Annotated in this window: 18 protein-coding genes; 10 read left to right on the plus strand and 8 right to left on the minus strand. The window is 65.2% G+C overall.

Annotation, left to right across the window (positions count from 1 at the left end):
- The gene (locus ACZ60G_RS27280; RefSeq protein WP_465813532.1) at nt 1–309 is read left to right on the plus strand and encodes a hypothetical protein; all 309 of its coding nucleotides are present in this window, start codon (nt 1–3) and stop codon (nt 307–309) included.
- A gap of 136 nt (nt 310–445) precedes the next feature.
- On the opposite strand, the gene ACZ60G_RS27285 is transcribed toward ACZ60G_RS27280, so the two are convergent.
- Nucleotides 446–997: a hypothetical protein gene (locus ACZ60G_RS27285; protein WP_465813533.1), complete on the minus strand. Its 552-nt coding sequence runs from the start codon at nt 995–997 to the stop codon at nt 446–448.
- Nucleotides 998–1,266: 269 nt separating this feature from the next.
- Here ACZ60G_RS27285 and ACZ60G_RS27290 point away from each other — a divergent pair, with 269 nt between their 5' ends.
- Entirely contained in the window at nt 1,267–5,340 is a 4,074-nt protein-coding gene (locus ACZ60G_RS27290; protein WP_465813534.1) for an alpha/beta fold hydrolase, read from the plus strand.
- Nucleotides 5,341–5,345: 5 nt separating this feature from the next.
- Here the strand turns inward: ACZ60G_RS27290 and ACZ60G_RS27295 are convergent, their stop codons facing one another.
- The 3 genes from ACZ60G_RS27295 to ACZ60G_RS27305 form a co-directional block, all read right to left on the minus strand.
- A complete protein-coding gene (locus ACZ60G_RS27295; protein ID WP_465813535.1) occupies nt 5,346–5,495 on the minus strand; it encodes a hypothetical protein in 150 nt (49 codons plus the stop codon).
- 99 nt (nt 5,496–5,594) lie between these two features.
- Nucleotides 5,595–5,963, minus strand: coding sequence for a hypothetical protein (locus ACZ60G_RS27300; RefSeq protein WP_465813536.1), 369 nt, complete (start codon nt 5,961–5,963; stop codon nt 5,595–5,597).
- A gap of 9 nt (nt 5,964–5,972) precedes the next feature.
- Nucleotides 5,973–7,577: an FAD-dependent oxidoreductase gene (locus ACZ60G_RS27305; protein WP_465813537.1), complete on the minus strand. Its 1,605-nt coding sequence runs from the start codon at nt 7,575–7,577 to the stop codon at nt 5,973–5,975.
- Between the two features lie 251 nt (nt 7,578–7,828).
- On the opposite strand from ACZ60G_RS27305, the gene ACZ60G_RS27310 reads away from it, so the two are divergent.
- From ACZ60G_RS27310 to ACZ60G_RS27335, 6 genes are all read left to right on the plus strand, one after another.
- Nucleotides 7,829–8,824: a VOC family protein gene (locus ACZ60G_RS27310; RefSeq protein WP_465813538.1), complete on the plus strand. Its 996-nt coding sequence runs from the start codon at nt 7,829–7,831 to the stop codon at nt 8,822–8,824.
- A gap of 18 nt (nt 8,825–8,842) precedes the next feature.
- Nucleotides 8,843–10,036: a cytochrome P450 gene (locus ACZ60G_RS27315; protein WP_465813539.1), complete on the plus strand. Its 1,194-nt coding sequence runs from the start codon at nt 8,843–8,845 to the stop codon at nt 10,034–10,036.
- A gap of 23 nt (nt 10,037–10,059) precedes the next feature.
- Nucleotides 10,060–11,547 carry a class I adenylate-forming enzyme family protein gene (locus ACZ60G_RS27320; RefSeq protein ID WP_465813540.1) on the plus strand — a complete coding sequence of 496 codons (1,488 nt, stop codon included), beginning with the start codon at nt 10,060–10,062 and terminating at the stop codon, nt 11,545–11,547.
- Nucleotides 11,544–12,371 carry an NAD(P)-dependent oxidoreductase gene (locus tag ACZ60G_RS27325; RefSeq protein ID WP_465813541.1) on the plus strand — a complete coding sequence of 276 codons (828 nt, stop codon included), beginning with the start codon at nt 11,544–11,546 and terminating at the stop codon, nt 12,369–12,371. Before ACZ60G_RS27320 ends, ACZ60G_RS27325 begins: the two co-directional genes overlap by 4 nt.
- A gap of 80 nt (nt 12,372–12,451) precedes the next feature.
- Nucleotides 12,452–13,354: an IclR family transcriptional regulator gene (locus ACZ60G_RS27330; protein ID WP_465813542.1), complete on the plus strand. Its 903-nt coding sequence runs from the start codon at nt 12,452–12,454 to the stop codon at nt 13,352–13,354.
- Nucleotides 13,355–13,482: 128 nt separating this feature from the next.
- On the plus strand, nt 13,483–14,022 hold the full coding sequence (locus ACZ60G_RS27335) for a flavin reductase family protein (RefSeq protein WP_465813543.1): 540 nt from the start codon (nt 13,483–13,485) through the stop codon (nt 14,020–14,022).
- Between the two features lie 19 nt (nt 14,023–14,041).
- On the opposite strand, the gene hsaA is transcribed toward ACZ60G_RS27335, so the two are convergent.
- Entirely contained in the window at nt 14,042–15,202 is a 1,161-nt protein-coding gene (hsaA, locus tag ACZ60G_RS27340) for a 3-hydroxy-9,10-secoandrosta-1,3,5(10)-triene-9,17-dione monooxygenase oxygenase subunit (protein ID WP_465813544.1), read from the minus strand.
- An 85-nt stretch (nt 15,203–15,287) separates the two neighbouring features.
- Nucleotides 15,288–16,766 (minus strand): aldehyde dehydrogenase family protein, encoded by a 1,479-nt coding sequence (locus tag ACZ60G_RS27345; RefSeq protein WP_465813545.1) that lies wholly within the window; start codon nt 16,764–16,766, stop codon nt 15,288–15,290.
- Between the two features lie 299 nt (nt 16,767–17,065).
- Here ACZ60G_RS27345 and ACZ60G_RS27350 point away from each other — a divergent pair, with 299 nt between their 5' ends.
- The gene (locus ACZ60G_RS27350) at nt 17,066–18,580 is read left to right on the plus strand and encodes an MFS transporter (RefSeq protein WP_465813546.1); all 1,515 of its coding nucleotides are present in this window, start codon (nt 17,066–17,068) and stop codon (nt 18,578–18,580) included.
- Between the two features lie 41 nt (nt 18,581–18,621).
- Here the strand turns inward: ACZ60G_RS27350 and ACZ60G_RS27355 are convergent, their stop codons facing one another.
- Together ACZ60G_RS27355 and ACZ60G_RS27360 are read right to left on the minus strand one after the other, a co-directional pair.
- Entirely contained in the window at nt 18,622–19,614 is a 993-nt protein-coding gene (locus ACZ60G_RS27355) for an LLM class flavin-dependent oxidoreductase (RefSeq protein ID WP_465813547.1), read from the minus strand.
- A 42-nt stretch (nt 19,615–19,656) separates the two neighbouring features.
- Entirely contained in the window at nt 19,657–20,430 is a 774-nt protein-coding gene (locus ACZ60G_RS27360; RefSeq protein WP_465813548.1) for an enoyl-CoA hydratase/isomerase family protein, read from the minus strand.
- Nucleotides 20,431–20,739: 309 nt separating this feature from the next.
- Here ACZ60G_RS27360 and ACZ60G_RS27365 point away from each other — a divergent pair, with 309 nt between their 5' ends.
- Nucleotides 20,740–21,051: a hypothetical protein gene (locus tag ACZ60G_RS27365; RefSeq protein WP_465813549.1), complete on the plus strand. Its 312-nt coding sequence runs from the start codon at nt 20,740–20,742 to the stop codon at nt 21,049–21,051.
- Nucleotides 21,052–21,054: the final 3 nt, after the last annotated feature.

Genomic DNA, 21,054 nt, shown 5'->3' on the forward strand with positions numbered 1-21,054 from the left:
ATGCCCCTATCCCTGAAGCCCGGCACCCGCATCTTCAGCGCAGTCGACTCAACAGAACTAATCGTCGTGCGGATCCCAGCCGATCCGATCGAACTCACCATTGGTGGCGTCCCCGCAGTCCTCTCCGCCGCGGAAAAGAACGGCACCGCCCCGAACGCCTCCAACGGCGGCACCGCCATAGGCAAGCGCTACACAAACGCCGATGCGACAGTCGAATTGCTGTGCACCAAGCCAGGTCCCGGTGTCCCCGCCATCGACGGCGAAGTGCTGGTGCTCAAGGAAGCCAGGCCCCTCCCAGCATCCGACTGATCGGGTGCCGTGCCCCGCGCAACGGCGAGCCGTCGGGCATGGCCGACGGGCTTGGTCATCGTGGGTGGCGGTGCGATGCTCGCGGTGATCGTTCTCTGTCGGTGCGGGCCTCTCCTGGGAGCCAGGAACCCGAGTCCTACGCCCGGGGTGTGCCGTCCCAGCGCCATGTGGTGAGGGACGGGCATCCGGTTAGTTCGGCGCGTCCAGTAGCCCACAGCAGAGTGGTCCACGGATCAGTGGACGCCGGTGCGTCCGGAAATAGCCGGGTGAGTGCGCGCGAGCACAGATCGGCGGGCGGGCTCCAGGCGAGCTCGAGCCCTTGGGCCAGATCATGCGTATGTACCAGGGCCTCAACGATTCCCATTGCGGCGAAACCCTCTGGGTCCGAGACCCCGAAAACGTGGTAGGCGCGGGTCTGCGGAGACGTCGTGCGCACGATGGCAACCAGCAGGGCGCCGCTGGCCTCGAGTACCTGCAACAGACCGGCGGGCCCAGCCGCGCGGTTCGCGTGAATGGCGTTCGCTGGGCCGCCAGGCCGTCGACTCTCCCACACAAAGGCAACCTCGCTATCCAAGGGTGGTGTCCGGGGACCCAGTTGAACGGCGTACGCGAAGAGATCGTCACTGAGGTGCTCAACGGTTTCCCAGCAGTCCCATTCCAGCGATCCGGCCTTGCCGTGCCACGCCATTGGGTCCGCCTCACCAAGGGTCGCTACGGCAAGTTGCACGGCACGGTCGAGATCGTCTGCAGTAACGGGAGATCGAGATACGTCATACGAAGCGGATCGGGACACGGCCGAACCATAAAACACGCTATGGGCTGCGGGTTCACCGGGTGTGGACGAGGTGGATCGGTGTGTCGTAACGCTGGTTTGTCGGTCACGATGAATGGGTGAAGCCGGGGTGCGCCTCGAATGCCGGTCGGGGAGAGCTGATGTCGGCGATGTCAGGAGGGGTTGTGGGTTCGCTGACGAGCGTGGTGTTCGTGCACGGGTTCATCTCGGGGGCGCAGACGTGGGAGGCGTTCGAAGAGGTGATCGCTGATGATAAGGAATTCGCTGGCAGTGTCGAGGTGGACAAATTCGCCTATGACACTCGCCCGTTCCAGTTGCATCCATTGCGGCGGATTCCTGCGTTGTCGGAGGTGGCGGAGAGTCTGCGGGTCAAGCTTGTCGATGAAGTCCCGGCGGGGCGTGCGGTGGTGTTGGTGACCCACAGTATGGGTGGATTGGTGGTGCAGCAGTATCTGGCGGATCGAGTGCGTGGAGGGACGACCGAGGAGTTGGCGTCAATCGCGGGGATCGTGATGTTCTCCTGTCCGAACGAGGGATCGTTGTTGCTGTACTCCGCGCGCAAGTGGCTGTCGATGGTGCCGATGCTGCGTAACCGGCAGGAACGGTCGCTGCGTCCGATCAACCGGCAGATCACCGCGAACCGTAAGGAGGTGCTGAATCGGATCGTGCACGCCGAGGATCCAGCGATGCGGATTCCGATGTGGCTGTTCGCCGCTGAAAGCGACGGAGTGGTGTCGCCGCAGTCGGCCAGGTCGGTGTTCCCCGACCGGTTCGTGGGCGCGTTGCCAGGAGACCATTTCTCGATCGTCCGTCCCGACTCGGTTCGTCACCGCAGCTACCTCACGCTGAAAAACCGTGTCGCCTACGCGATCACCGATCTTCAGCGGCGGCGCACCCCCGATGGTGATCAGCAGCAACGTCCTCCCCCGCACGCGGGAGTGATCGACACATTACGCCCTGATCTGGATACTTTCGTCGGCCGTGACAATGAGGTACAGCAGATCCTCGCCGCCGCGGAAACAGCTCGGGTGGTCGCGGTGGATGGTATGGCTGGTGCGGGTAAGACCGCGCTGGTGACCAGGGTTGCGCATCTGCTGGCCGACAGGTTCCCCGATGGTCGCTACTTCCTCGACCTCAACGCCCATACCCCTGAACAGACACCGGCCGAATCCGCCGACCTGCTGGCACGACTGCTGACCAATCTGGGTGTCGAGCCAGGCACTATTCCCGAACCTGTCGGTGCGCGCCGAGATCTGTGGGTGGACCGGACCCGTGATCGGAGGGTGTTGCTGGTGCTTGACGATGCGCTCGACCCGGCGCAGGTCGAACCGTTGCTGCCGTCGGGGACTGGATGTTTGACGGTGATCGCCAGCAGACGGCGCCTGAGCACGCTCGGCGCGGCGGTGACGGTCTCGGTCGATACCCTCGACCCCGGTGCTGCGGCGGGTTTGTTCAGCACGATGGCAGGCCGCGCCCCGGCCGATGCTGACCAGCCCGCGGTCGCGGAGATCGTGCGGTTGTGTGGGTATCTGCCGTTGGCGATCACACTGCTGGCCAGACGGCTCGCATCTCACCCGAGCTGGACGGTTCCCGCGCTGGCCGCCGATTTTGCCGCGACGAACGACCGCCTGATCCATATAGACCTCGATGCGCGCCATCGCGCGGTGAAGGCCTCGTTCACGCTGTCGTACGAGGATCTGCCCGCTGGGCGGCAGCGATTGTTCCGGCGGCTGGGGCTGCACCCGGGCCCGGACCTCGAAGCCTATGCTGTCGCTGCTCTCGCTGAAATGCCCGCCGAGGTCGCGCGCAACGAACTGGACGCGCTCTATACCGACCACCTGCTCGACGAGATTGGTGCCGGCCGCTACCGACTTCACGATCTGGTACGCGAATACGCCCACGCCGTTGCAGATGGCGACCCGATCCAAGACCGCACCGATGCTGTGGATCGGCTCTTGGAGCACTATCAGACCACCGGCACCAACCCCGATCAGCCGATGTTGGATTGGATGCGGATCGAACGCGAAAACCTGCTGGCCTGTATTGATTACACTGCGGCCCACAATCGGCCGACTCAGCTGATCGCCCTGACCAGCATGCTCACCGAACTGCTCGTAGCAGACGGCCCCTGGCCCCTGGCGATTGAACTCCACCAGCGCGCCGCCGCGACCGCCCGCCGGATCGCAAGCCTGCCCGATGCCGCCGGTTCCCTTTTCTACCTCGGTTGGACCCACTATGCGCTCGGTGAGTACTCGGCGGCCGTCGAGTGGTATCACGAGGCGCTCGGCATCTATCGCCAACTCGGCAAGCGATGCGACGAAGCGGACACTCTCTTCGGGCTCGGCTGGACCCAAAGTACAGCAGGTGACTATTCGGCGGCGGCCGAGTGGTATCAGCTGGCGTTGGACATCTACCGCGAACTCGGCCACTCCGCTGGCGAAGCCACCACTCTTGTCGGTCTCGGGGCAGTACGTTCCGAGACAAATGAGTATTCGGCGGCGGCAGAGCTCTATCAGCTGGCGTTGGCCATCTACCGCGAACTCGGTGATCGTCATCATCAAGTCTTTGCTCTCTACGAGCTCGGTCGTACCTGGTACCGGGCCGTCGAGTATTCCGTTGCGGCTGAGTGGTTTCAGCTGGCGTTGGGCATCTGTCGCGAACTCGGTGATCGACGTGGTGAGGCGGACTCCCTTTACCAGCTCGGTCGTGCCCGTTACATGATCAGGGAGTATTCCGTTGCGGCCGAGTGGTTTCAGCTGGCGTTGGACATCCACCGAGAAATCGGAGACCGGTACGACGAGGCCGACTCCCTCTACCAGCTCGGCTTGGCCCGTTTTGCTACAGATGCGTACAAGGCCGCGGCTGAGTGGTTTCAGCTGGCGTTGGACATCTACCGCGAACTCGGCATTCGACTTGGTGAGGCCGACTCCCTTTACCAGCTCGGTCGTGCCCGTTACATGATCAGGGAGTATTCCGTTGCGGCTGAGTGGTTCCAGCAGGCGTTGGACATCCACCGCGAACTCGGTAACCGCCAAGCGGAAGCCGACACGCTCTACCAGCTGAACTTGATACATCAGACAAAGGGTCAGCTTGCGATGTCGGCCGAGTTGTGTCGGCAGGCGCAGGCCATCTACCGCGAACTCGGCGACCGGCTCGGCGAAGCCGATACCCTCTGCGACCTCGGCCGAGTGCGTCTCGCCGTTAGTGAATACTCGACGGCGGCCGAATTGTTCCAGCAGGCGCAGGCCATCTACCGCGAACTCGGCAACCGGCCCGGCGAAGCCAACATCCTCTCCGAGCTCGGCCGAGTGCGCTTCGCGGTTGGTGAATATCCGATCTCGGCTGAGTTGTTGCAGCAGGCCCTGGTCATCTACCGCGAACTCGGCAGCCGGCGCGGCGAAGCCAACATCCTCTACGAGCTCGGCCGAATACATTCGACGACCGGTGAGCACTCGGTGGCGGGCGAGTTGTTGCAGCAGGCCCTGGTCATCTACCGCGAACTCGGCGACCGGCACGGTGAAGCCGACATCCGATACGAGCTCGGCCGAATACATTCGACGACCGGTGAGCACTCGGTGGCGGGCGAGTTGTTCCAGCAGGCGCAGGTCGTCTACCGCGAACTCGGTGTCCGGCTCGGTGAAGCCGACATCCTCTACGACCTCGGCCGAATGCATCGTGCGAGTGCGGAGTATTCGGCGTCGGCGGAGTTGTTCCAGCAGGCCCTGGTTATCTACCACGAAGTCGGCAGTCGGCACGGCGAAGCCAACACCCTCTTCGAGCTCGGTTTCGGTCGCTACGTGACTGGAAACTACGCTTCCGCTGTCGAATTGTATCTGCAGGCACAGGCCATCGACCGCGAGATCGGTGCACGGAGCAACGCAGCCAACACCCTCTACGAGCTTGGCCGAGTGCGCTTTGCGATTGGTGAATATCCGGTGGCGGGCGAGCTGCTCCAGCAGGCCCTGGTCATCTACCGCGAACTCGGCAACCGGCACGGCGAAGCCGACGCCCTCTATGAACTCGCGCAGGCGCGTCGTGCGGGTGGTGACCACGCGGGGGCAGTCGAGTTGTATCAGCAGACTTTTAACCTCTACCGCGAGCTCGGCGACCGGCAAGGAGAGGCCAAGGCGCTCGGGAAACTCGTCGGCACCCCCAACGCCCTCCAGAAGCTGACCGAGTCGCGTGAGCTTCTCGACAGCCAGCTCGACAGCTGGCTGAGTCAGTTCAGAAAGGAATGATGGCATCAACCGTCTTCGCGCGTATCGCGAATAAGCGTCCAGCCCACGATGCCGCAGGTATGGCACGAGGGCAATTCCCACACCCACTTGTCGATGATGAACCGATGCCGGTACATCAACAGAACTTCACGGTTCTCGTTGAGTACCAACGTCATCGCACAACGCGGCATCCGCGCCACACGGGTGTAGCCATTTTCTCTCCTGAAGCCCGGTGCGTTGCCCGTGACGAGTGCCCGGGCAACGACCGTATTTCATTATGCGGCAGGGCCTTTGGCGGAGACCGGGGACAAGCCGGGGGTGATCAGTCTGCGCTCGACCAGGATTCGGGCGTCGGCGAGGATCAGTGGCAGGGCCGCGGAGCTCGGGAGGGCGGGGCCGAGTCCACCTGCTCGAATCAGATGCGCCTGTGCGCCGTATCGCCCGAATGCCAACGCGATCGAGGTGGCGGCGCTCGGGTCGGCGTATCGGTGCTGCGGCTCGGGGAAGCACCACTGCCAGGGGCCCGCCGAGGTCGTGAAGCGCAGTTCGATGTAGTCGGATCGGGCTGGGCAACGCAGTGCGATCTCGAGTGCGGCAGGCAGGAACGACCTTCCCGACAGGGTCGATTCGGTTACGCGGGTCATGGCCGACTCCTATGCGGTTGATCCGGCGAGGTCGAGTGCGGCGAGATACGCGAAGACGAGACTCGAACCGATCGGTGTGCCGGCGCCGGGGTACGCGCCGCCGGACATTGCGGCCATGGTGTTGCCGGTCGCATAGAGACCTTCGATCGGCGTTGCGTTCGAGCGGAGTACGCGAGCGTGCTCGTCGGTCACCAGACCACCCTTGGTTCCGATATCGGACAGCACGACAGTGGCCGCGTAGTAGGGCGGGGTGTCGACGGGGATGAGCAACGGGTTGGGGAGGTCGGTCGCCAGCGGCACGAGGTAGTTCTGCCGGGGATCGGCCGGGTATCCGACGATGTACTGGAACATCTGGTCCCACGGCGCCTCGCCGCGGTGGAAACGTTCGTCGACACCGGATTTCGAATAGCCGTTGTACTCCTCGATCGACTTGCGCAGCTTCTCCGGCGGCACGCCGATCAGTTCGGCCAGTTCTTCGAGGGTATCGGCGCGGCGCAGAGCGCCGGACGCGAACCACTCCGGACGCACCGGCTGCTCCGGGTCGCCGCCGATGCTGTCGCGTTCGAGCTGCCGGTGGTCGAATACCCAGTGCGCGGTGCTGTGCGTAATGCCGGTTTCGCGTTGCAGCCGGGCCATTTCGTGCCCGGCGCGGTCGTAGGGCTGCGTCTCGTTCATGAAGCGTTCGCCCTCGGCATTGACCCAGATCCCGCCGCGGGTGCCGGTATGGAAGACGGGCCGGCCGTCGGGCTGCACCACACCAGGGACGTACCAGGCTTCGTCGAGCAGATCGGTGGCCGCGCCGATCGCGCGGCCGGCCAGGATCGCGTCACCGGTGTTCTCCGGCGCGCCGTGGGACCATTCGCCGGTGAGCGGCACGGGTGAATATTGCTCGCGCATCTCGCGGTTGTGTTCGAAACCGCCCGCGGCCAGGATCACGCCGCGGGTCGCGCGGAATGTGCGGCGCTCGCCGCCACTGACCGCCACCACACCGGTGACGCGGCCGTCATCGACCAGCAGTTCGGTGAGGGCGGTCTCGAGCAGGTAGGAGCCGTTGCCCGTTGCCAGGAATGCCTTCAGCGCCCGGCCGATCAGTGCGCGGCCGCCGACGAGCACCGGTCCTTCGTCGATACCCCAGCGCTCTTCGGGGACGGAGCGGCGGATGAGCGGGGCGAGGTCTCCGAGTTCGGCGACCGAGATTTCCTGCGGGAACACGGTTCGCCCGGTCGCGGTCGATCCGGGACGCCCGTAGAAGTATTCGGGCACGGGCTGATAGGCGAAGGACCCGAACAGCGGGTTCTGTTCGAGGTCGTCGATCAGTTGGGGTGCGGTCCGCAGGTAGGCATCCTGCAGCGGCTCGCGCGAGTTGTCGGCGACAACGTCGCGCAGGTAGGTGCGGGCGGCCTCGGGATCATCCTCGACGCCCGCGCGCGCGATCGGGGCGCTGCCCGGAAACCACAGTCCCGCACCGGAATACGACGTCGTGCCACCGATCAGCGCGGTCTTCTCCAGTACCAGTGTGCGCAGCCCGCGGGCGGCCGCCGCGTAGGCGCCGACCAGGCCACCGCCGCCGGAACCGACTACCACGACGTCGTAAGTTTCCTCGTCAGCGGCCATTGCTGTCTCCTTGATTTCACCGTGCGGCAGCGGAGTGGGGGATCGAATGTCCGTCGAGTGTGCGACCGACCATGTCGAGCAGAGGGTGAGATTCCGCTGAGCGGGATCGCACCGGTCGTGGTGCAGGAGCCGTCCGTGGCGGCTCGTCGGAATCCGGCGGATCCCAGTGTCCGGGAAGTCCGGCATGTGCTGCCCGGTTCCTCCTCAAACTAGCCAGCCAGCAGGACATTCCGACTCGAAGGAGAGCTCGCATGGCTGGTTCGCACGACTACGATCCCGGCCCGCAGATTGCCCACGCCGGTGGCCTGAACCTGGGGACGCCGGATCTGCCGCGTTCGATCTGGTTCTTCCGGGACCTGCTCGGCATGGAGGTGGTCGCCGAATCCGACGGCGTGGCCTATCTGCGCGGGTACCAGGAACTGGTGCACCACTCGCTGGTGCTGACCCAGCAGGACGAGGCACGGGTGAACAGCTACAGCTTCCGGGTGAAGCGGCCGCAGGATGTCGAGCTGTTCCACAAGCAGCTGACCGAGTCCGAGATCGAGGCAGTGGAGCTGCCCGCCGATCACGAGCTCGGCCGCGGCACCGCGATCCGCTTCCTGGTCCCCGGCAGCGAGCATCCGTTCGAGCTCTACTACGACATCGAAAAGCCGGTTGCCCCACCGGAATTGCGTTCGAAGCTGCTCAGCAACAGCTCGCGCCGCCGCGGTTTCGGAGTGCGGCGGCTGGACCATCTGAACGTGCAGTGCAGCCCGACCACGGTGAACCAGGCCGAGGGCTGGTTGCGCAATGCGCTGGGGTTCAAGCGCCGGGAGTTCGCGATGATTCCGCAGTTCCCGGAGACCATCCTGGCCTCATGGTTGTCGGTGACCCCGCAGGTGCACGATATCGCGATCGGTGTCAACGGGGAGGAGAAGAACGGGGCGTTCCACCACGTGGCCTTCAATATCGAGAACTACCACGACATTCTGCGAGCCGCGGACGAGATCCGTGATCTCGAGATCGACTACGGGCACGGTCCGGGTAAGCACGGCATCGGTCAGGCGATGTATCTCTACATCCACGATCCGGGCTCCGGTCACCGCGTCGAACTCTACTCCGGCGGCTACCTGATCATGGATCCGGATTGGCAGGCACTCGAGTGGAAGATCCCCGAATTGCAGTGGGGACAGACGTGGTACGGCGAGGCCCTCGATGTCGGTCCGGGCGGCGCGTTTCTGTCGACCACACCGTCGGCCGGATTGTGACGAGCGAGAGGAACTCCTATGACACTCGAGCCCCGCGGCACCCATGAGGGTGTGCCCGCCTACTACTACGACAATCGACTATCCGGCCCGCTACTGAGCCATCATGAGCAGTGGGACCGGCTCGCCGGCACCCACTCCGCGTTCAGGAGCACTGTCGCACAGGGTTATTGGGTCATTACGGACGGCCAGGCGGTCCAAGAGGCGCTACAGGACTGGCGGACGTTCTCCAGCACCTCGGTGACGGTCCTCGAACCGAATCCGAAGTTCCTCTGGATTCCGGAAATGCTGGATCCGCCGCTGCACACCAAATGGCGGCGGCTGTTGGGCAGCGAGTTCGGTCCCAAATGGGTCGCCGCCCGCGAGCCGGAGATCCGCAAGATCGCGGCGGACATGATCGACCGGCTGCAGCCCAAAGGCGGCGCGGATGTCCTCGACGAGTTCGCGCGCCGGTTCCCGACCCTGATCTTCATGCGGCTGATGGGCTTGCCCGAGCAGGATCTGGAGCAATTCCTGGAATGGGTGCACGAGATGCTGCACCTACCGCACGCCGAGGATCCCGACCACCGTCGGCAGATGGCCGCGATGGCCGCCGCGTCGGCCTATTTCGAAGAGCAGATCGCGCTGCGTCGCGACGCCCCCCGCGATGATCTGCTGTCCCGCATGATGACCTGGCGCATCGATGGCGAGCTTCTCAGCGACGCCGATATGCACGCATTCTGCATCCTGATGTTCCAGGCCGGTTTCGACACGGTCCCCATCGCCATCGGCTGGGCCATGTACCACTTCGCCGCGCACCATGAAGATCGCGCGGCCATCGTCGCCGACCCGTCGCTGATCGCCAATGGCATCGAGGAAGTGCTGCGCGTTTATTCGTTTGTCATCCCGGCGCGAAAGGCGATGCGGGACACCGAGATCGGCGGCTGTCCGGTGAAATCCGGCGAGATGGTGATGCTGCCGCTCGCGGTGAGCAACCGGGACGCCGAGCGGTTCGACAATCCGCTCGAGGTGGATCTGCAGCGCGCCACGAACAACCACATCGCCTTCGGTTCGGGTCCGCACCGCTGCTTGGGCTCGCACCTGGCGCGACTGGAGCTGAATGTCGCGATGGAGGAGTGGCACAAGCGGATTCCGGACTACCGGATCGCGCCCGGACAGCAGCTCGAGCAGACCGGAAACATGTACGGCCTGATGTCGCTGCGCCTCGACTGGTGAACACAATCGAAAGGCATTACCACGTGGGGATTCGCGACCAGCTGACCCGGCTGCTCGCCGAGGCTCCGGCCGACGCCGAAGCGATCGAGCACGAGGAGATCTGGTGGACCTGGGGGCGGATCCAGGCGACCGCGCGCTCGGTCGTCGATGCGCTGGAATCCGCCGGTCTAGGTGTGGGGTCCCGAGTCGGTGTGGTCCTGGAGAACCGGCCCGAACATGTCGCGGTGGTCGCCGCGCTGATCGCGTCCGGTCGATGCGTCGTGCTGCTCGCTCCGCTGCAGCCGGCGCCGCGGCTGGCCGCCGACATCATCGCGTGTGATCTGCCCGCGGTCGTGTGCGGATCCGAGCTGCTCGCCCGTGATGGCGTGCTCGATGCCGCCACGGCGGCCGGTATCGCCATGGAACTACCGGACGACGGCTCGGTGCGACGAGTGGGTGGCCAGCTCCGTGCCTGCGCCGTGACCAATCCGGGAACCGTCGTGGAAATGCTGACCTCGGGGACGACCGGTGTGCCCAAGCGGGTGCATCTGCGGACCGAGCAGTTGGATCAGGCATTGACTTCCGGAGGGCAGACGGCACGGGGAGACCGGTTGCTGTCCCGATCCGCGGTACTGGTGAACGCGCCGCTCGTGCATATCGGCGGCCTGTGGCGGGCACTGGCCTGCCTGGCCATGGGCCGGCGGATGATTCTCATGCCCAAGTTCGTCCTGGAACCATGGGTCAGCGCCGTGGAGCGGCATCGGTTGCGGGCCGTGAGCCTGGTGCCTGCGGCGCTGCGGGCCGTACTCGATTCGGGGGTGTCGCGGGAGCGACTGGCGAGCCTGCAGGTCGTCACCTCCGGAACGGCGCCTTGCCCGAAAGAATTGGCGGACTCCTTCTTTCGCACATATGGCATCCCGGTGCTCATGACCTATGGGGCAACCGAATTCGCGGGCGCGGTGGCTGGCTGGACGTTGGCCTTGCACGAGCAGTGGTGGGACCTGAAGGCAGGCAGCGCCGGTCGCGCCTTCCCCGGCGTCGAGTTGCGGGTGACCGGCGAGGACGGTGTCGAACTCGGCGGTTGGACGACCGGACGGCTCGAGGTGCGCACCGCGCAGACCGGGGAAGGCGCCGGAGAGTGGGTCCAGACCAGCGATCTGGCGCGGATCGATGTCGATGGCTTCCTCTGGATCGACGGACGTGCCGACGACGCCATCATCCGCGGCGGCTTCAAGGTCCAGCCGGAGACCGTCAAGCGGGTGCTGGAATCGCATGTGGCGGTGCGCGAGGCCGCGGTGGCCGGACTGCCCGACGCCCGGCTCGGACATGTGCCCGTTGCCGCGATCGAAATCGAACCGGGACTGATACCTCCCGACAGCGACGAACTCGTCGCGCTCTGTCGTGCACACCTGCTGCCGTACGAAGTGCCGGTGCAAGTCGTGGTTCTGGACCAGCTGCCACGCACGCCATCGAGCAAGGTGAGCCGGATGGAACTGCTCGATATCGTGCGGGAGCAACGGAACCGATCATGACGGCACTGACGATCGGATTCATCGGCGCAGGACGCATCGGTGCGGCCATGGTGGAGCGCCTACTGGCGGCCGGGCATCGGGTCCGGCTGTCCGCGCGGCGGCCGGAGGTACGGGACCGGCTGGCTGCACTCGGCGCGGAGCCCGTCGATCGGATCCGGGATATCGCGGCCGCGGATGTCGTGGTCAGCTGCCTGTTCGGCGACGACCAGATATCCACGCTGCTGCCCGAGGTCGTCGGCGCCATGGCCGAGGGCACGATCCTGCTGTCGCACACCACCGGGACGCCGGAGGTGCTGCACAGTCTGGACCGGTTCGCGCCGACCGGACGGGCCGCGGTCGTGGATGCGACATTCAGCGGCACACCGGAGGCGGTGCGCGCCGGTGAGCTGGTGGTCTTCCTCGGTGGCACACCCGAAGACGTCTCGATCGCGCGCCGAGTCGTCGATTGCTATGCCGGAACCGTCATCGAAACCGGTGGGCGGGGTTCGGCACTGCGGGTGAAGTTGATCAACAACCTGCTGTTCGCCGCGGTCTCGCAGCTGACCCTGCAAGGTCTGACGTTAGGTCGCGGGGTTGGGATAGACGAAGGTGTAATGCTCGAAGCACTCGCGATCAGCAGCGGCGGTACGACGGCGGGGCGCTATATCGCCGACCGCGGCGGATCCGAATCCTTCGCCGCCGCCGTCGCACCCTTTTTACACAAAGATGTCGCCGCCTGCCGAGCCGCATTGACCGATTCAGGTGTCGATTTCTCGGGCCTGCTCGGCGCGGCCTGCGGTGGTCCGATCGATATCGGCGATATTGCCCCTAAAGAGGGAACTTAATTCCGATATCGCCACCTCAGGGTGGCTGTCTTTCGCTACACTCGCGGCTGAGGTTCGAGCTCTGAGAAGGAGGCTGGCCAATGGCCTCAGTGGTGAATGACAATGCGGTCGCCACCGCCGAACGGCATGAGTCGCCACCGTCGATGGTGGAGCGGATGACGCTGATCATGGATGCGTTCGGTGGTCCGCAGATCCGGCTCTCGCTCGAGGATGTCGCCGGGCGCACCAATCTGCCGCGCTCTACGACCCATCGCATTCTGGAACAACTGGTTCGGCTGCGGTGGCTCGAGCGCAACGGTCGTGACTACGGCCTCGGTCAACGGGCGCTCGGGTTCGGTGGCCGGGAAGAGGGGCACGGTGCGTTGCGGGCAGCGGCGTTCCCGCTCTTGCACAATCTGTCGGTGCGCACGGAGATGGTGGTGCATCTGGCTGTGCTGGACGGCGCCGAGGCGTACTACCTGGACAAGTTCGGGGGCAAGGCCGCGGTCCAGGTGCCCTCGGTGGTCGGTGGCCGGGTACCGGCGCACTGCACAGCCATCGGAAAGAGCATGCTGGCGTGGCTGTCGCCGGAACAGATCGACGATCTGTACCGCGATGTATTGGCCAAGCAGACCGCGCACAGCATCGGCGATCTCGAGGTCCTGCATCAGGAATTGATTCGCATCCGTGCACGCCGTGGTCTGGCTTTCGAGCGTGGCGAATGTTTCCAGAACATCGCCTGCGTCGGTGCGGCGGTTCGCGGTCCCAAGGGTCCGGTCGGTGGGATCTCGCTTGTCGGCGACGTGCGAGCACCACTCGAGCGGCTGGCACCCCTCGTCGCCAATACCGCGCATGCGATATCGGAAAAGCTGATGGGTGACACCGCGCGCAAACATTCGGCACGCTTCGAACCCGTTGTCGTGCAGGACGAGCCGCAGAGCCCGGCACTGACCGAGACCCTCGGACGAATCGTCGCGCTCGGCGAACGGGGCGAGTGGTTCTGAGATCCCACACCTATCCCGGACGGTTTCCGCTGAGCGGAAAGGACCACAGGTCCACCCGGTTTCCTGACCAAACTTGCGTTCCAGTCGGCCGTTGGCTCGGGCCGTCCGCAAGAGAGGTGAGGACCCCTATGAGTCCGCTTCCGGATCCGGTATCGATGGGCGCCAGACGCTTCCGTGACGTGCTCGGTCATTTTCCGACGAGCGTTGTCGCGATTACCACCGCGACACCAGAGGGGCGTCCGCACGGGTTGATCGTCGGCACCTTCACTTCGGTTTCGCTCGAGCCACCGTTGGTGTCTTTCCTGGTGAACCGGTCCTCATCGACGCTGTCGACCATCCAGGAGACCGGCCGATTCTGCGCCAACGCCCTCGCCGGCAATCAGGAACCGATGTCACGACGGTTGTCGGCTCGGAATGGCGACCGGTTCGAGGGCGTGCCCTGGACATCGTCACCGCTCGGCAATCCGGTGCTGGACGGCATCGTGGCATGGGTCGACTGCACGCTCGTACAGGTCGTCGAGATCGGTGACCACGATTTGGTGGTCGGTCGGGTCACCGATCTGAATATCGAGTCGGTGCGGACTCCGCTGCTCTTTTTCCGCGGCGGGTACGGCGACTATCTCGCCAGTGCGACGCTGCTGATGGATCGTCTCGTCGGCTGGTGGTGACCCGGGTCCGGATTCGGACTCAGACCAACATATCGTCGACTGGCAATCCGAACGTGCCGCGCCCGTACAGCGTCAGCGCGGTGCCGACATCGTTGGAGGCGTGAATGCCCGCGATATGCGCGTCGCGCCAGGCCCGCTCGATCGGGTTGCGACGCCGCAGCAGCATCCCACCGGTTGCCGCGAACACCATGTCGATGGACGTCAATGCCCGTTCGGCACCCAAGGCTTGATCGCGACGGGCTCGCAACCGTAGCTCGAGCGGAATCTCCTGTCGTGCACAAACGCACTCGTACAAATCGCGAAGGCTCCGGCTCATCTGCAGGATGGCCGCGTCGATCTCCGCGCTGGCGCGCGCCGCCGCGGTCGGCTGGTCCGCGGTGATACTGCCGCCACCGAAACTGAGCCGGTTACTGTCTCGCATCCGCGACAGAAAGACGTCGAGGCAGCCCTGTGCCATGCCGACCATCGGTGAGCTGTTCGCGTAGGTGTACATGGTGCCGTACGGCATCCGGTAGAGCGGGCCGGGATTCGCCTTGTGTCCCGGGCTCTGTAGCAGTGCGATGTCGTAGAACCGCGTAACACGGTGCTCCGGGACGAAAATCCGCTCGGCGTAGAGATCATCGCTGCCTGCGCCGCGCAGTCCAGCCGCATCCCACACCTTCGACATCCGATAATCGGCGCAGGGCACCAGCCCGCTGACCATATCCACCGGCTGGCCGTTCTCGGCCACGATGGTGCCGCCCAGCAGCGCCCACGACGAGTGCGCGCATCCGCTGGCGAATCGCCAATGGCCCGAGACTTCGTAACCTCCGGCGACCGGAACGAATCTCCCGACCGGTGCGTAGGACGAACAGATCAATGCGTCGGGATCCTCCGACCAAACATCACGTTGCGCGCGCTCGTCGAAAAGTGCCACATGCCAAGGGGCTAGGCCGAGTACCGACGTCACCCATCCGGTCGAGCCGCACGCGGTGGCGACCGCGCGAACCGCATCGTAGAAGTCCAGCGGATCGGCTTCCAGCCCGCCCTGCGATTTCGGTCGCAGCAGCCGGAAGATGCCCGTACCGATCAAATCGGTCATCGTCTCCGCGGGTATCTCACCGGTCTCGTCGACCAGCGCCGCCCGTTCGGCCAGCATCGGCAACAATTCGCGGACCGCTGCGGCTACGTCTGCATTCATGCCGGGTTCTTTCGTGTCCTTGCCCCCTACACCAGTGACTTCACGGCGGAGCGTAACAGGTACGCGGACATTCGAGCCCGGTCGATCAGCGCGCGGCCCAGCTGATGGCCTTGGTCTGGAGGAATTCGTCGAGGCCGAATTCGCCCCACTCCCGGCCGATTCCGCTCTGCTTGTATCCGCCGAACGGCGTGCGTGGGTTGACGCCCGCACTGCCGCCGTTGATGGCTATGCCGCCCGCGCGTACCCGGGTTGCGATCTCGTAGGCGGCCTTGGTGTCGGCGCTCCAGATGGCGCCGGCCAAACCGTAGGGGCTGTCGTTCGCGATGCGGACCGCCTCGTCGTCGGTGCGGAACGGGATGACGACGCCGACCGGGCCGAAGAACTCCGTCTGCGCGATCGTCATCGAATTGTCGACATCGACGAACAGGGTCGGCTCCACGAAGTAGCCCTTGTCGAGCCCCGCCGGGCGTCCGCCACCGGCGACGATCCGCGCGCCCTCCTCCTCGCCAACGCGGATCAGCTTCTCGACCTTCTCCCGCTGCGCCGCTGTGATCAACGGACCCATCGTGGTGGATTCGTGTGCCGGATCGCCGACCCGGACACCGGCGAGGGCAACGCGTAGCCGCGCGACAAGTTCGTCGTGGACGGATTCGTGCACGATCGTGCGGGTCAGGATCGAGCAGCCCTGGCCGGCGTGCGCCGTGATGCCCATGAGTGCGGACCGAACCGCTCCGTCGAGGTCGGCATCGGCGCGGACGATATTCGCGGACTTGCCGCCGAGTTCGAGCACGACCTTCTTGATCGAGCTCGCGGCCTGCGCGTAGACCATTCGTCCGACGGTGTCCGATCCGGTGAAGCTGACCAGGTCCACCATGGGATTGGTGGTCAGCTCCTGACCCGCGTCGATATCGCCGGTGACGATGTTCAGCACGCCCGGCGGCAGACCGGCGGCATCGGCGAAGTCACCGATCAACAGGGATTCCAGCGGGGTGGTCGGCGCGGGCTTCAGCACGGCGGTGCAACCCGCGGCCAAGGCGGGGATCACCTTCATCATGCTGAGGAAGAACGGGAAGTTATAGGCCGCGATCAGCGCGCAGACCCCGAAGCCCTCGCGCCGGATCTGTCCCTGGGAGATGCCGATACCCGCGGCGATCGTGGGTTCCATCGGGCGTTCCCACGCGAAGGCTGGCATGACGCGCTCGGCCATATCGCGCAGATGGGCCACCGGCACCCGGGTCTGCAGGGTCTCGGCCAACGAGCGGACCGAACCCGCCTCGGCCATATTGACCGCGACGAGCTCGGGCAGGCGGCGCTCCATCTCCTCGGCCATGCGTAGCAGCACCGCGGCCCGCTCGGCGGGCTTCATTCGCGGCCAGGGACCTTCGTCGAATGCCTTGCGCGCGGCCGTGATAGCGCGACGCACGTCCGGGATCGAGGCCTGCGGGACGTAGGCGATCGTCTCCTCCGTCGCGGGATTGCGCACGTTGATGAGCTCGTCCGATTCGCCGTCGGTGCGGTGCCCGTCGATGTAGAGCTGCGTCGAGAACGAGTACGCCGTGGTCATGTTCGGTCTCCTGATTGCCGGATCTGCGTCGGTCGTCTGGGTAGGCCCACCTGCGGCGCTGCCCGCACACGACGCCTTAAAAGTGTACTGAATAGCCGAACTGGCTGAGTCGTTTGTCCAATTGCCGCTGAGTGGAAAGGTCGATTGTGTGACCCGCCACACAGGGGGTGTGCTGTCGCATACGTCTTCACCCCACTCCGAGCAGGGCGAATGCGATCACCAAACCAAAGCCACGGCTCGATTGCTCGGTGCGAGTCGGAAACGAGAGCTCCGTGGCAGCCCCCGAAAGGACTCGATCGATGAGCCCTGCAATGCAATTCGACGAATCGCCCGATGTCGCACCGACGCCGGATGCCGCACAGACATGGACGCCGCGGCTGGTGCTTTCCCTGGCGTCGATCGTGCTGACGCTCGAGATACTCACCCTCAGCTACATGATGGTGTCGATGGCGGTGCCGGAAATCTCCGTGCATTTCCAGACGACCCAGGGCGCCTGGATGTTGACGGCATTCCTGCTGGTCGGGGCTGTGACGGGTCCGCTGCTCGGCAAGCTGGCCGATATGTACGGCAAGCGGAAGATATTGCTGGCCTGTGTCGCCGTCTCGGTGCTCGGCTCGCTGGTCTCCGCGGTCGCGACCAGCTACGCGACGATGATCGCAGGCCGGGCGTTGATGGGCGTGCTCGCGCCGTGTGTCTTCCTCGCCTACTCGCTGATCCGGGATGTGTTCCCGAAGAAGACGGTCGCGCTCGCGGTCAGCGTTACCACCAGTGGTTTGGGACTCATCGCGATACCGGCGCCGTTCATCACCGGCTGGCTGCTCGACGACTACGGTTTCCGCAGCATCTTCTGGTTGTTCGTGATCGGGCTCGCGGTGTTCGGCACCCTGGTCGCGCTCACCACCGGTGAATCCACCGTGCGGGTGCGGTCGCGGATCGACTTCGCCGGAGCGCTGCTGCTCGGTTTCGGCATCGCGGGCGTACTCGTCGCGGTCAGCTTCGGTCCCAGCTGGGGCTGGACGGCCGGTTCGACGCTCGCCTACCTCGTCGGCGGCGTTGTGCTGGTGGTGGGCTGGTTGGTATCGGCCGGGATCGTGCGTGACCCGCTGCTCGATCTGGATGTGCTGCGCAGGCGGCCGGTTCTGCTGATCTCCATGGGTTCCGCCATGTGCTACGGCTGCAGTGCACTCATCACCATTCTGCTGCCGATGATGGTGATGACGCCCGCCGCCGTCGGACTGGGTTACGGATTCGGTGTCAGCGCAAAGGGATTCGCGATCTTCCAGGCGCCGATCGGCGGCATGGTCGTGGTCGGCGGCGTGGTCGTCGGCATTCTGGTCAGCCGCAAGGTTCGGCCGCGGTTGCTGATGATCGTCGGCCTGGTGCTGTTCGCGCTCGCTTTCGTGCTCATCGCGGCAAAGCACGACGACAAGGCGCTGCTGCTCGTATTCGCGGGTATTGCGGGCACCGGTATGGGGCTGGGCTACGCATCGGTTCCGAATCTGTTGATCGAGGCGGTTCCGCCGCAGTTGCAAGCCAGCACGGCGAGTATCGCGAATGCCGCGCAGAGCGTCGTCGCGGCGATCTTGCCGGTACTCGCGTTCACCGTGCTGAACAACTCCTATGTCGCGCCGATCCCGCTCGAAATGACCCATGGCGCGGTGCTCTACACCGATAGGGGATTCCAGGTCGCATTCCTGATCGGCGCGGTGGCCTGTGCCATCGGCGCGCTGCTCGCTGTGCTGCTGCCACGCAAGATCGAGCAACTGCCTGCACCTGTCGCGCAGGACGCCGAGGCCCCGGTATTGACGCACTGAGCGAGTCGAGGGCGGCCGCGTGCAAACGCGGCCGCCTTTGCTCAGGGTGTGGTGCCGATCAGAGCGAGGCTGGAATGGGCATATGCCGCACGACGTTTGGGACTCACCAGGTACGAGGGCGGGGCGAAATAGCCGACATCACGGGGCAGGGCGTCGGCGCGGCGCGCGAGCGCCGCACGGGCGTCGGCGGTGGTCCCACAGAGCGCGATCTCGGTGAGCATTTCGTCGGTCACCGCCTTGACCATGCCGTCGGTATCGCCCGCGCGGAATGCCGAGCGCAGTTGTGTGACAGGGCTTTCCCAACCGTGATGGGCGACGTAGGGGTCGTAGGTCTTGACGGTGAGATAGAAGGCGATCATGCGGCGGGCGTCGGCGATGGCGCGTTCCGGTGCGTTGTCATCGATGGCGGTGATGATCCAGCCGTGTTCGAGTGGGCTCCGGCCGCTACCGGCTGCCCCGCGCTCGACCGCTGGGCGCACGATGTCGTTCCACCAGGTGCGGGTGAACAGGCCGTGGCCGATCACACCGTCGCCGACCCGGCCAGCGGTGGCGGCCATCCGGCTGTTGAATCCCGCGAGCAGTACCGGGATATCGAGGCGGCCGAGCACCGGGGCTCGGACATCGGCGTCTATTGAATAGAACTCACCGGTGTACTGGATCTTCTCGCCGTTTTCCGCATGCAGCCAGGCGCGCACCACATCGATGGTCTCGGCGATTCGGTCGACCGGGCGATCGGCGGGTATGCCGAACCAGTCGCGGTTGATCCGGAAGGCGGCGGTGCCGAGGCCGAGGAACAGTCGGCCGGGTGCCTGCGCGTGCAGCTGCCGCATAGCGGTGGCGTGCGCGTACGGGGTGCGGGCGAAGGCGTAGGCGATGGCCGGACCGACCAGTGCGCGTTCGGTATCGGCGACGATCTCGGCCACGGTGAGATAAGCGTCGTGGTCGACGAAGTCACCGGTGCAGAAGGCTTCCACACCGGCCTGCTCGGCCTCCCTCCCCACGTCGCGGCCGGGCCACGGCATACCGAACTTCATCGAATTCTCCTCTTGGACAGTCTGATCGGTGGTGGATGCGCGTCAGCGCAGCGTCCATCTGCTGCGGGGCACCGCGGCGCGGTCGATTTCGGCTTTGCCGATGGGGTTGCCGATCTGGGTGTAGGACAGGCCGGTGCGCAGTGCCTGTGTGCGGGTGGAATCCAGCGACTCCCAGATCGCCCGGACCGTGCCCTGGATCGCGGCCGGTGGTTTGGCGGCGATGATGCGGGCGATCTCGTCGGCGCGATCCCAGAGCTGATCGCGCGGCAGTATCTCGCTGACCAGGCCGATCTGCATGGCGCGCTCGGGGGACAGGCGCTCGTCCAGGCCGAGCAGCGCAATGCGCAATGTCTCACCCAGCGGAATGCGGCGCGCGAGCCCGATCGGTTCCAGCGCCGCGGTCAGCCCATAGCTGACATGCGGGTCGAAGAAGCTCGCGTCCTCTGCGCAGATGATGATGTCGGCCTCGTTGAGCCAGTAGAACGCGCCTCCGGCCGCCATGCCGTGCACCGCGCAGACCAGTGGTTTCCACACCTGGTTGAGCTTCGGCGACAACTTCTCGCCGGGATCGGTCTGCGACCAGACATTGGCATGGCGGTCGATGCCCTGTTTGACATCCATGCCGGTGCAGAACGCCCGGTCGCCCGCACCGCGAAGCACGACGACACGGATATCGTCATCGAACTTCACGCGCTGCCAGATGCGGTCGAAGTCCTCGAGCATCTCCTGGTTGAAGCTGTTCATGGCTTCCGGTCGGTTCAGGGTGATCGTCGCGACGTGGTCGGTCACGTCGAACAGGACGGTTTTCAGCTCCATCCGGAAACTCCGATGTTCGTGGGTCGGCTGAATGCGGCCCTCCGGAGAGTAGCCGGATTAGAGTGTAACAAATTGTTCTACGGACGACGTTCGACTCCGCGCTGGTCGTGGTCCGATTCGAACCGCTTAATATGTGGTAGACAAGAAATAGTGCCGCGCGACCCGACCCTTGGGCTGCTGCAGATTCTAGTTAAGTCGTATACTCTTCTCTGGTCTCGGTCGTCCGGATGTGTTCGTGACGACGGCGGTCGGGGCGAGATGGCACGACGAGATCCACGGAGCACGACGAGATCCACGGAGGAAGTTGCGATGAAGCCACGCGTGGGGCAGACGCTCGCCAGCACGGTCGACACGACGACGGTCATCGTCGTGCGCGCTCCGCAGGCCGATCTGGAGATCACCTGTGGCGGGGCGGCGATGGTCGATCCGAAGGGCCCCGGCGGCGTCCCCGCCGGCATCGCCGATCCCGAACAGCTCGGCGGTTCGCAGCTCGGCAAGCGCTACGCCGATGAGGAACTCGGTGTGGAACTGCTCTGCACCAAGGCGGGTCAGGGCACGCTGGCGGTGAACGGTATCGCGTTGCCGCTCAAGAACGCCAAGCCGCTGCCGGCCTCGGACTGAGAG

Source organism: Nocardia sp. NPDC102475 (genome assembly GCF_055584605.1).

What these genes read in the sequence shown, in the direction of transcription:
- ACZ60G_RS27280 (WP_465813532.1), top strand. Translation starts at nt 1, where the DNA reads ATGCCCCTATCCCTGAAGCCCGGCACCCGCATCTTCAGCGCAGTCGAC.
- ACZ60G_RS27285 (WP_465813533.1), bottom strand. Translation starts at nt 997, where the DNA reads ATGGCGTGGCACGGCAAGGCCGGATCGCTGGAATGGGACTGCTGGGAA.
- ACZ60G_RS27295 (WP_465813535.1), bottom strand. Translation starts at nt 5,495, where the DNA reads ATGACGTTGGTACTCAACGAGAACCGTGAAGTTCTGTTGATGTACCGG.
- ACZ60G_RS27300 (WP_465813536.1), bottom strand. Translation starts at nt 5,963, where the DNA reads ATGACCCGCGTAACCGAATCGACCCTGTCGGGAAGGTCGTTCCTGCCT.
- ACZ60G_RS27305 (WP_465813537.1), bottom strand. Translation starts at nt 7,577, where the DNA reads ATGGCCGCTGACGAGGAAACTTACGACGTCGTGGTAGTCGGTTCCGGC.
- ACZ60G_RS27310 (WP_465813538.1), top strand. Translation starts at nt 7,829, where the DNA reads ATGGCTGGTTCGCACGACTACGATCCCGGCCCGCAGATTGCCCACGCC.
- ACZ60G_RS27315 (WP_465813539.1), top strand. Translation starts at nt 8,843, where the DNA reads ATGACACTCGAGCCCCGCGGCACCCATGAGGGTGTGCCCGCCTACTAC.
- ACZ60G_RS27325 (WP_465813541.1), top strand. Translation starts at nt 11,544, where the DNA reads ATGACGGCACTGACGATCGGATTCATCGGCGCAGGACGCATCGGTGCG.
- ACZ60G_RS27330 (WP_465813542.1), top strand. Translation starts at nt 12,452, where the DNA reads ATGGCCTCAGTGGTGAATGACAATGCGGTCGCCACCGCCGAACGGCAT.
- ACZ60G_RS27335 (WP_465813543.1), top strand. Translation starts at nt 13,483, where the DNA reads ATGAGTCCGCTTCCGGATCCGGTATCGATGGGCGCCAGACGCTTCCGT.
- hsaA (WP_465813544.1), bottom strand. Translation starts at nt 15,202, where the DNA reads ATGAATGCAGACGTAGCCGCAGCGGTCCGCGAATTGTTGCCGATGCTG.
- ACZ60G_RS27345 (WP_465813545.1), bottom strand. Translation starts at nt 16,766, where the DNA reads ATGACCACGGCGTACTCGTTCTCGACGCAGCTCTACATCGACGGGCAC.
- ACZ60G_RS27350 (WP_465813546.1), top strand. Translation starts at nt 17,066, where the DNA reads ATGAGCCCTGCAATGCAATTCGACGAATCGCCCGATGTCGCACCGACG.
- ACZ60G_RS27355 (WP_465813547.1), bottom strand. Translation starts at nt 19,614, where the DNA reads ATGAAGTTCGGTATGCCGTGGCCCGGCCGCGACGTGGGGAGGGAGGCC.
- ACZ60G_RS27360 (WP_465813548.1), bottom strand. Translation starts at nt 20,430, where the DNA reads ATGGAGCTGAAAACCGTCCTGTTCGACGTGACCGACCACGTCGCGACG.
- ACZ60G_RS27365 (WP_465813549.1), top strand. Translation starts at nt 20,740, where the DNA reads ATGAAGCCACGCGTGGGGCAGACGCTCGCCAGCACGGTCGACACGACG.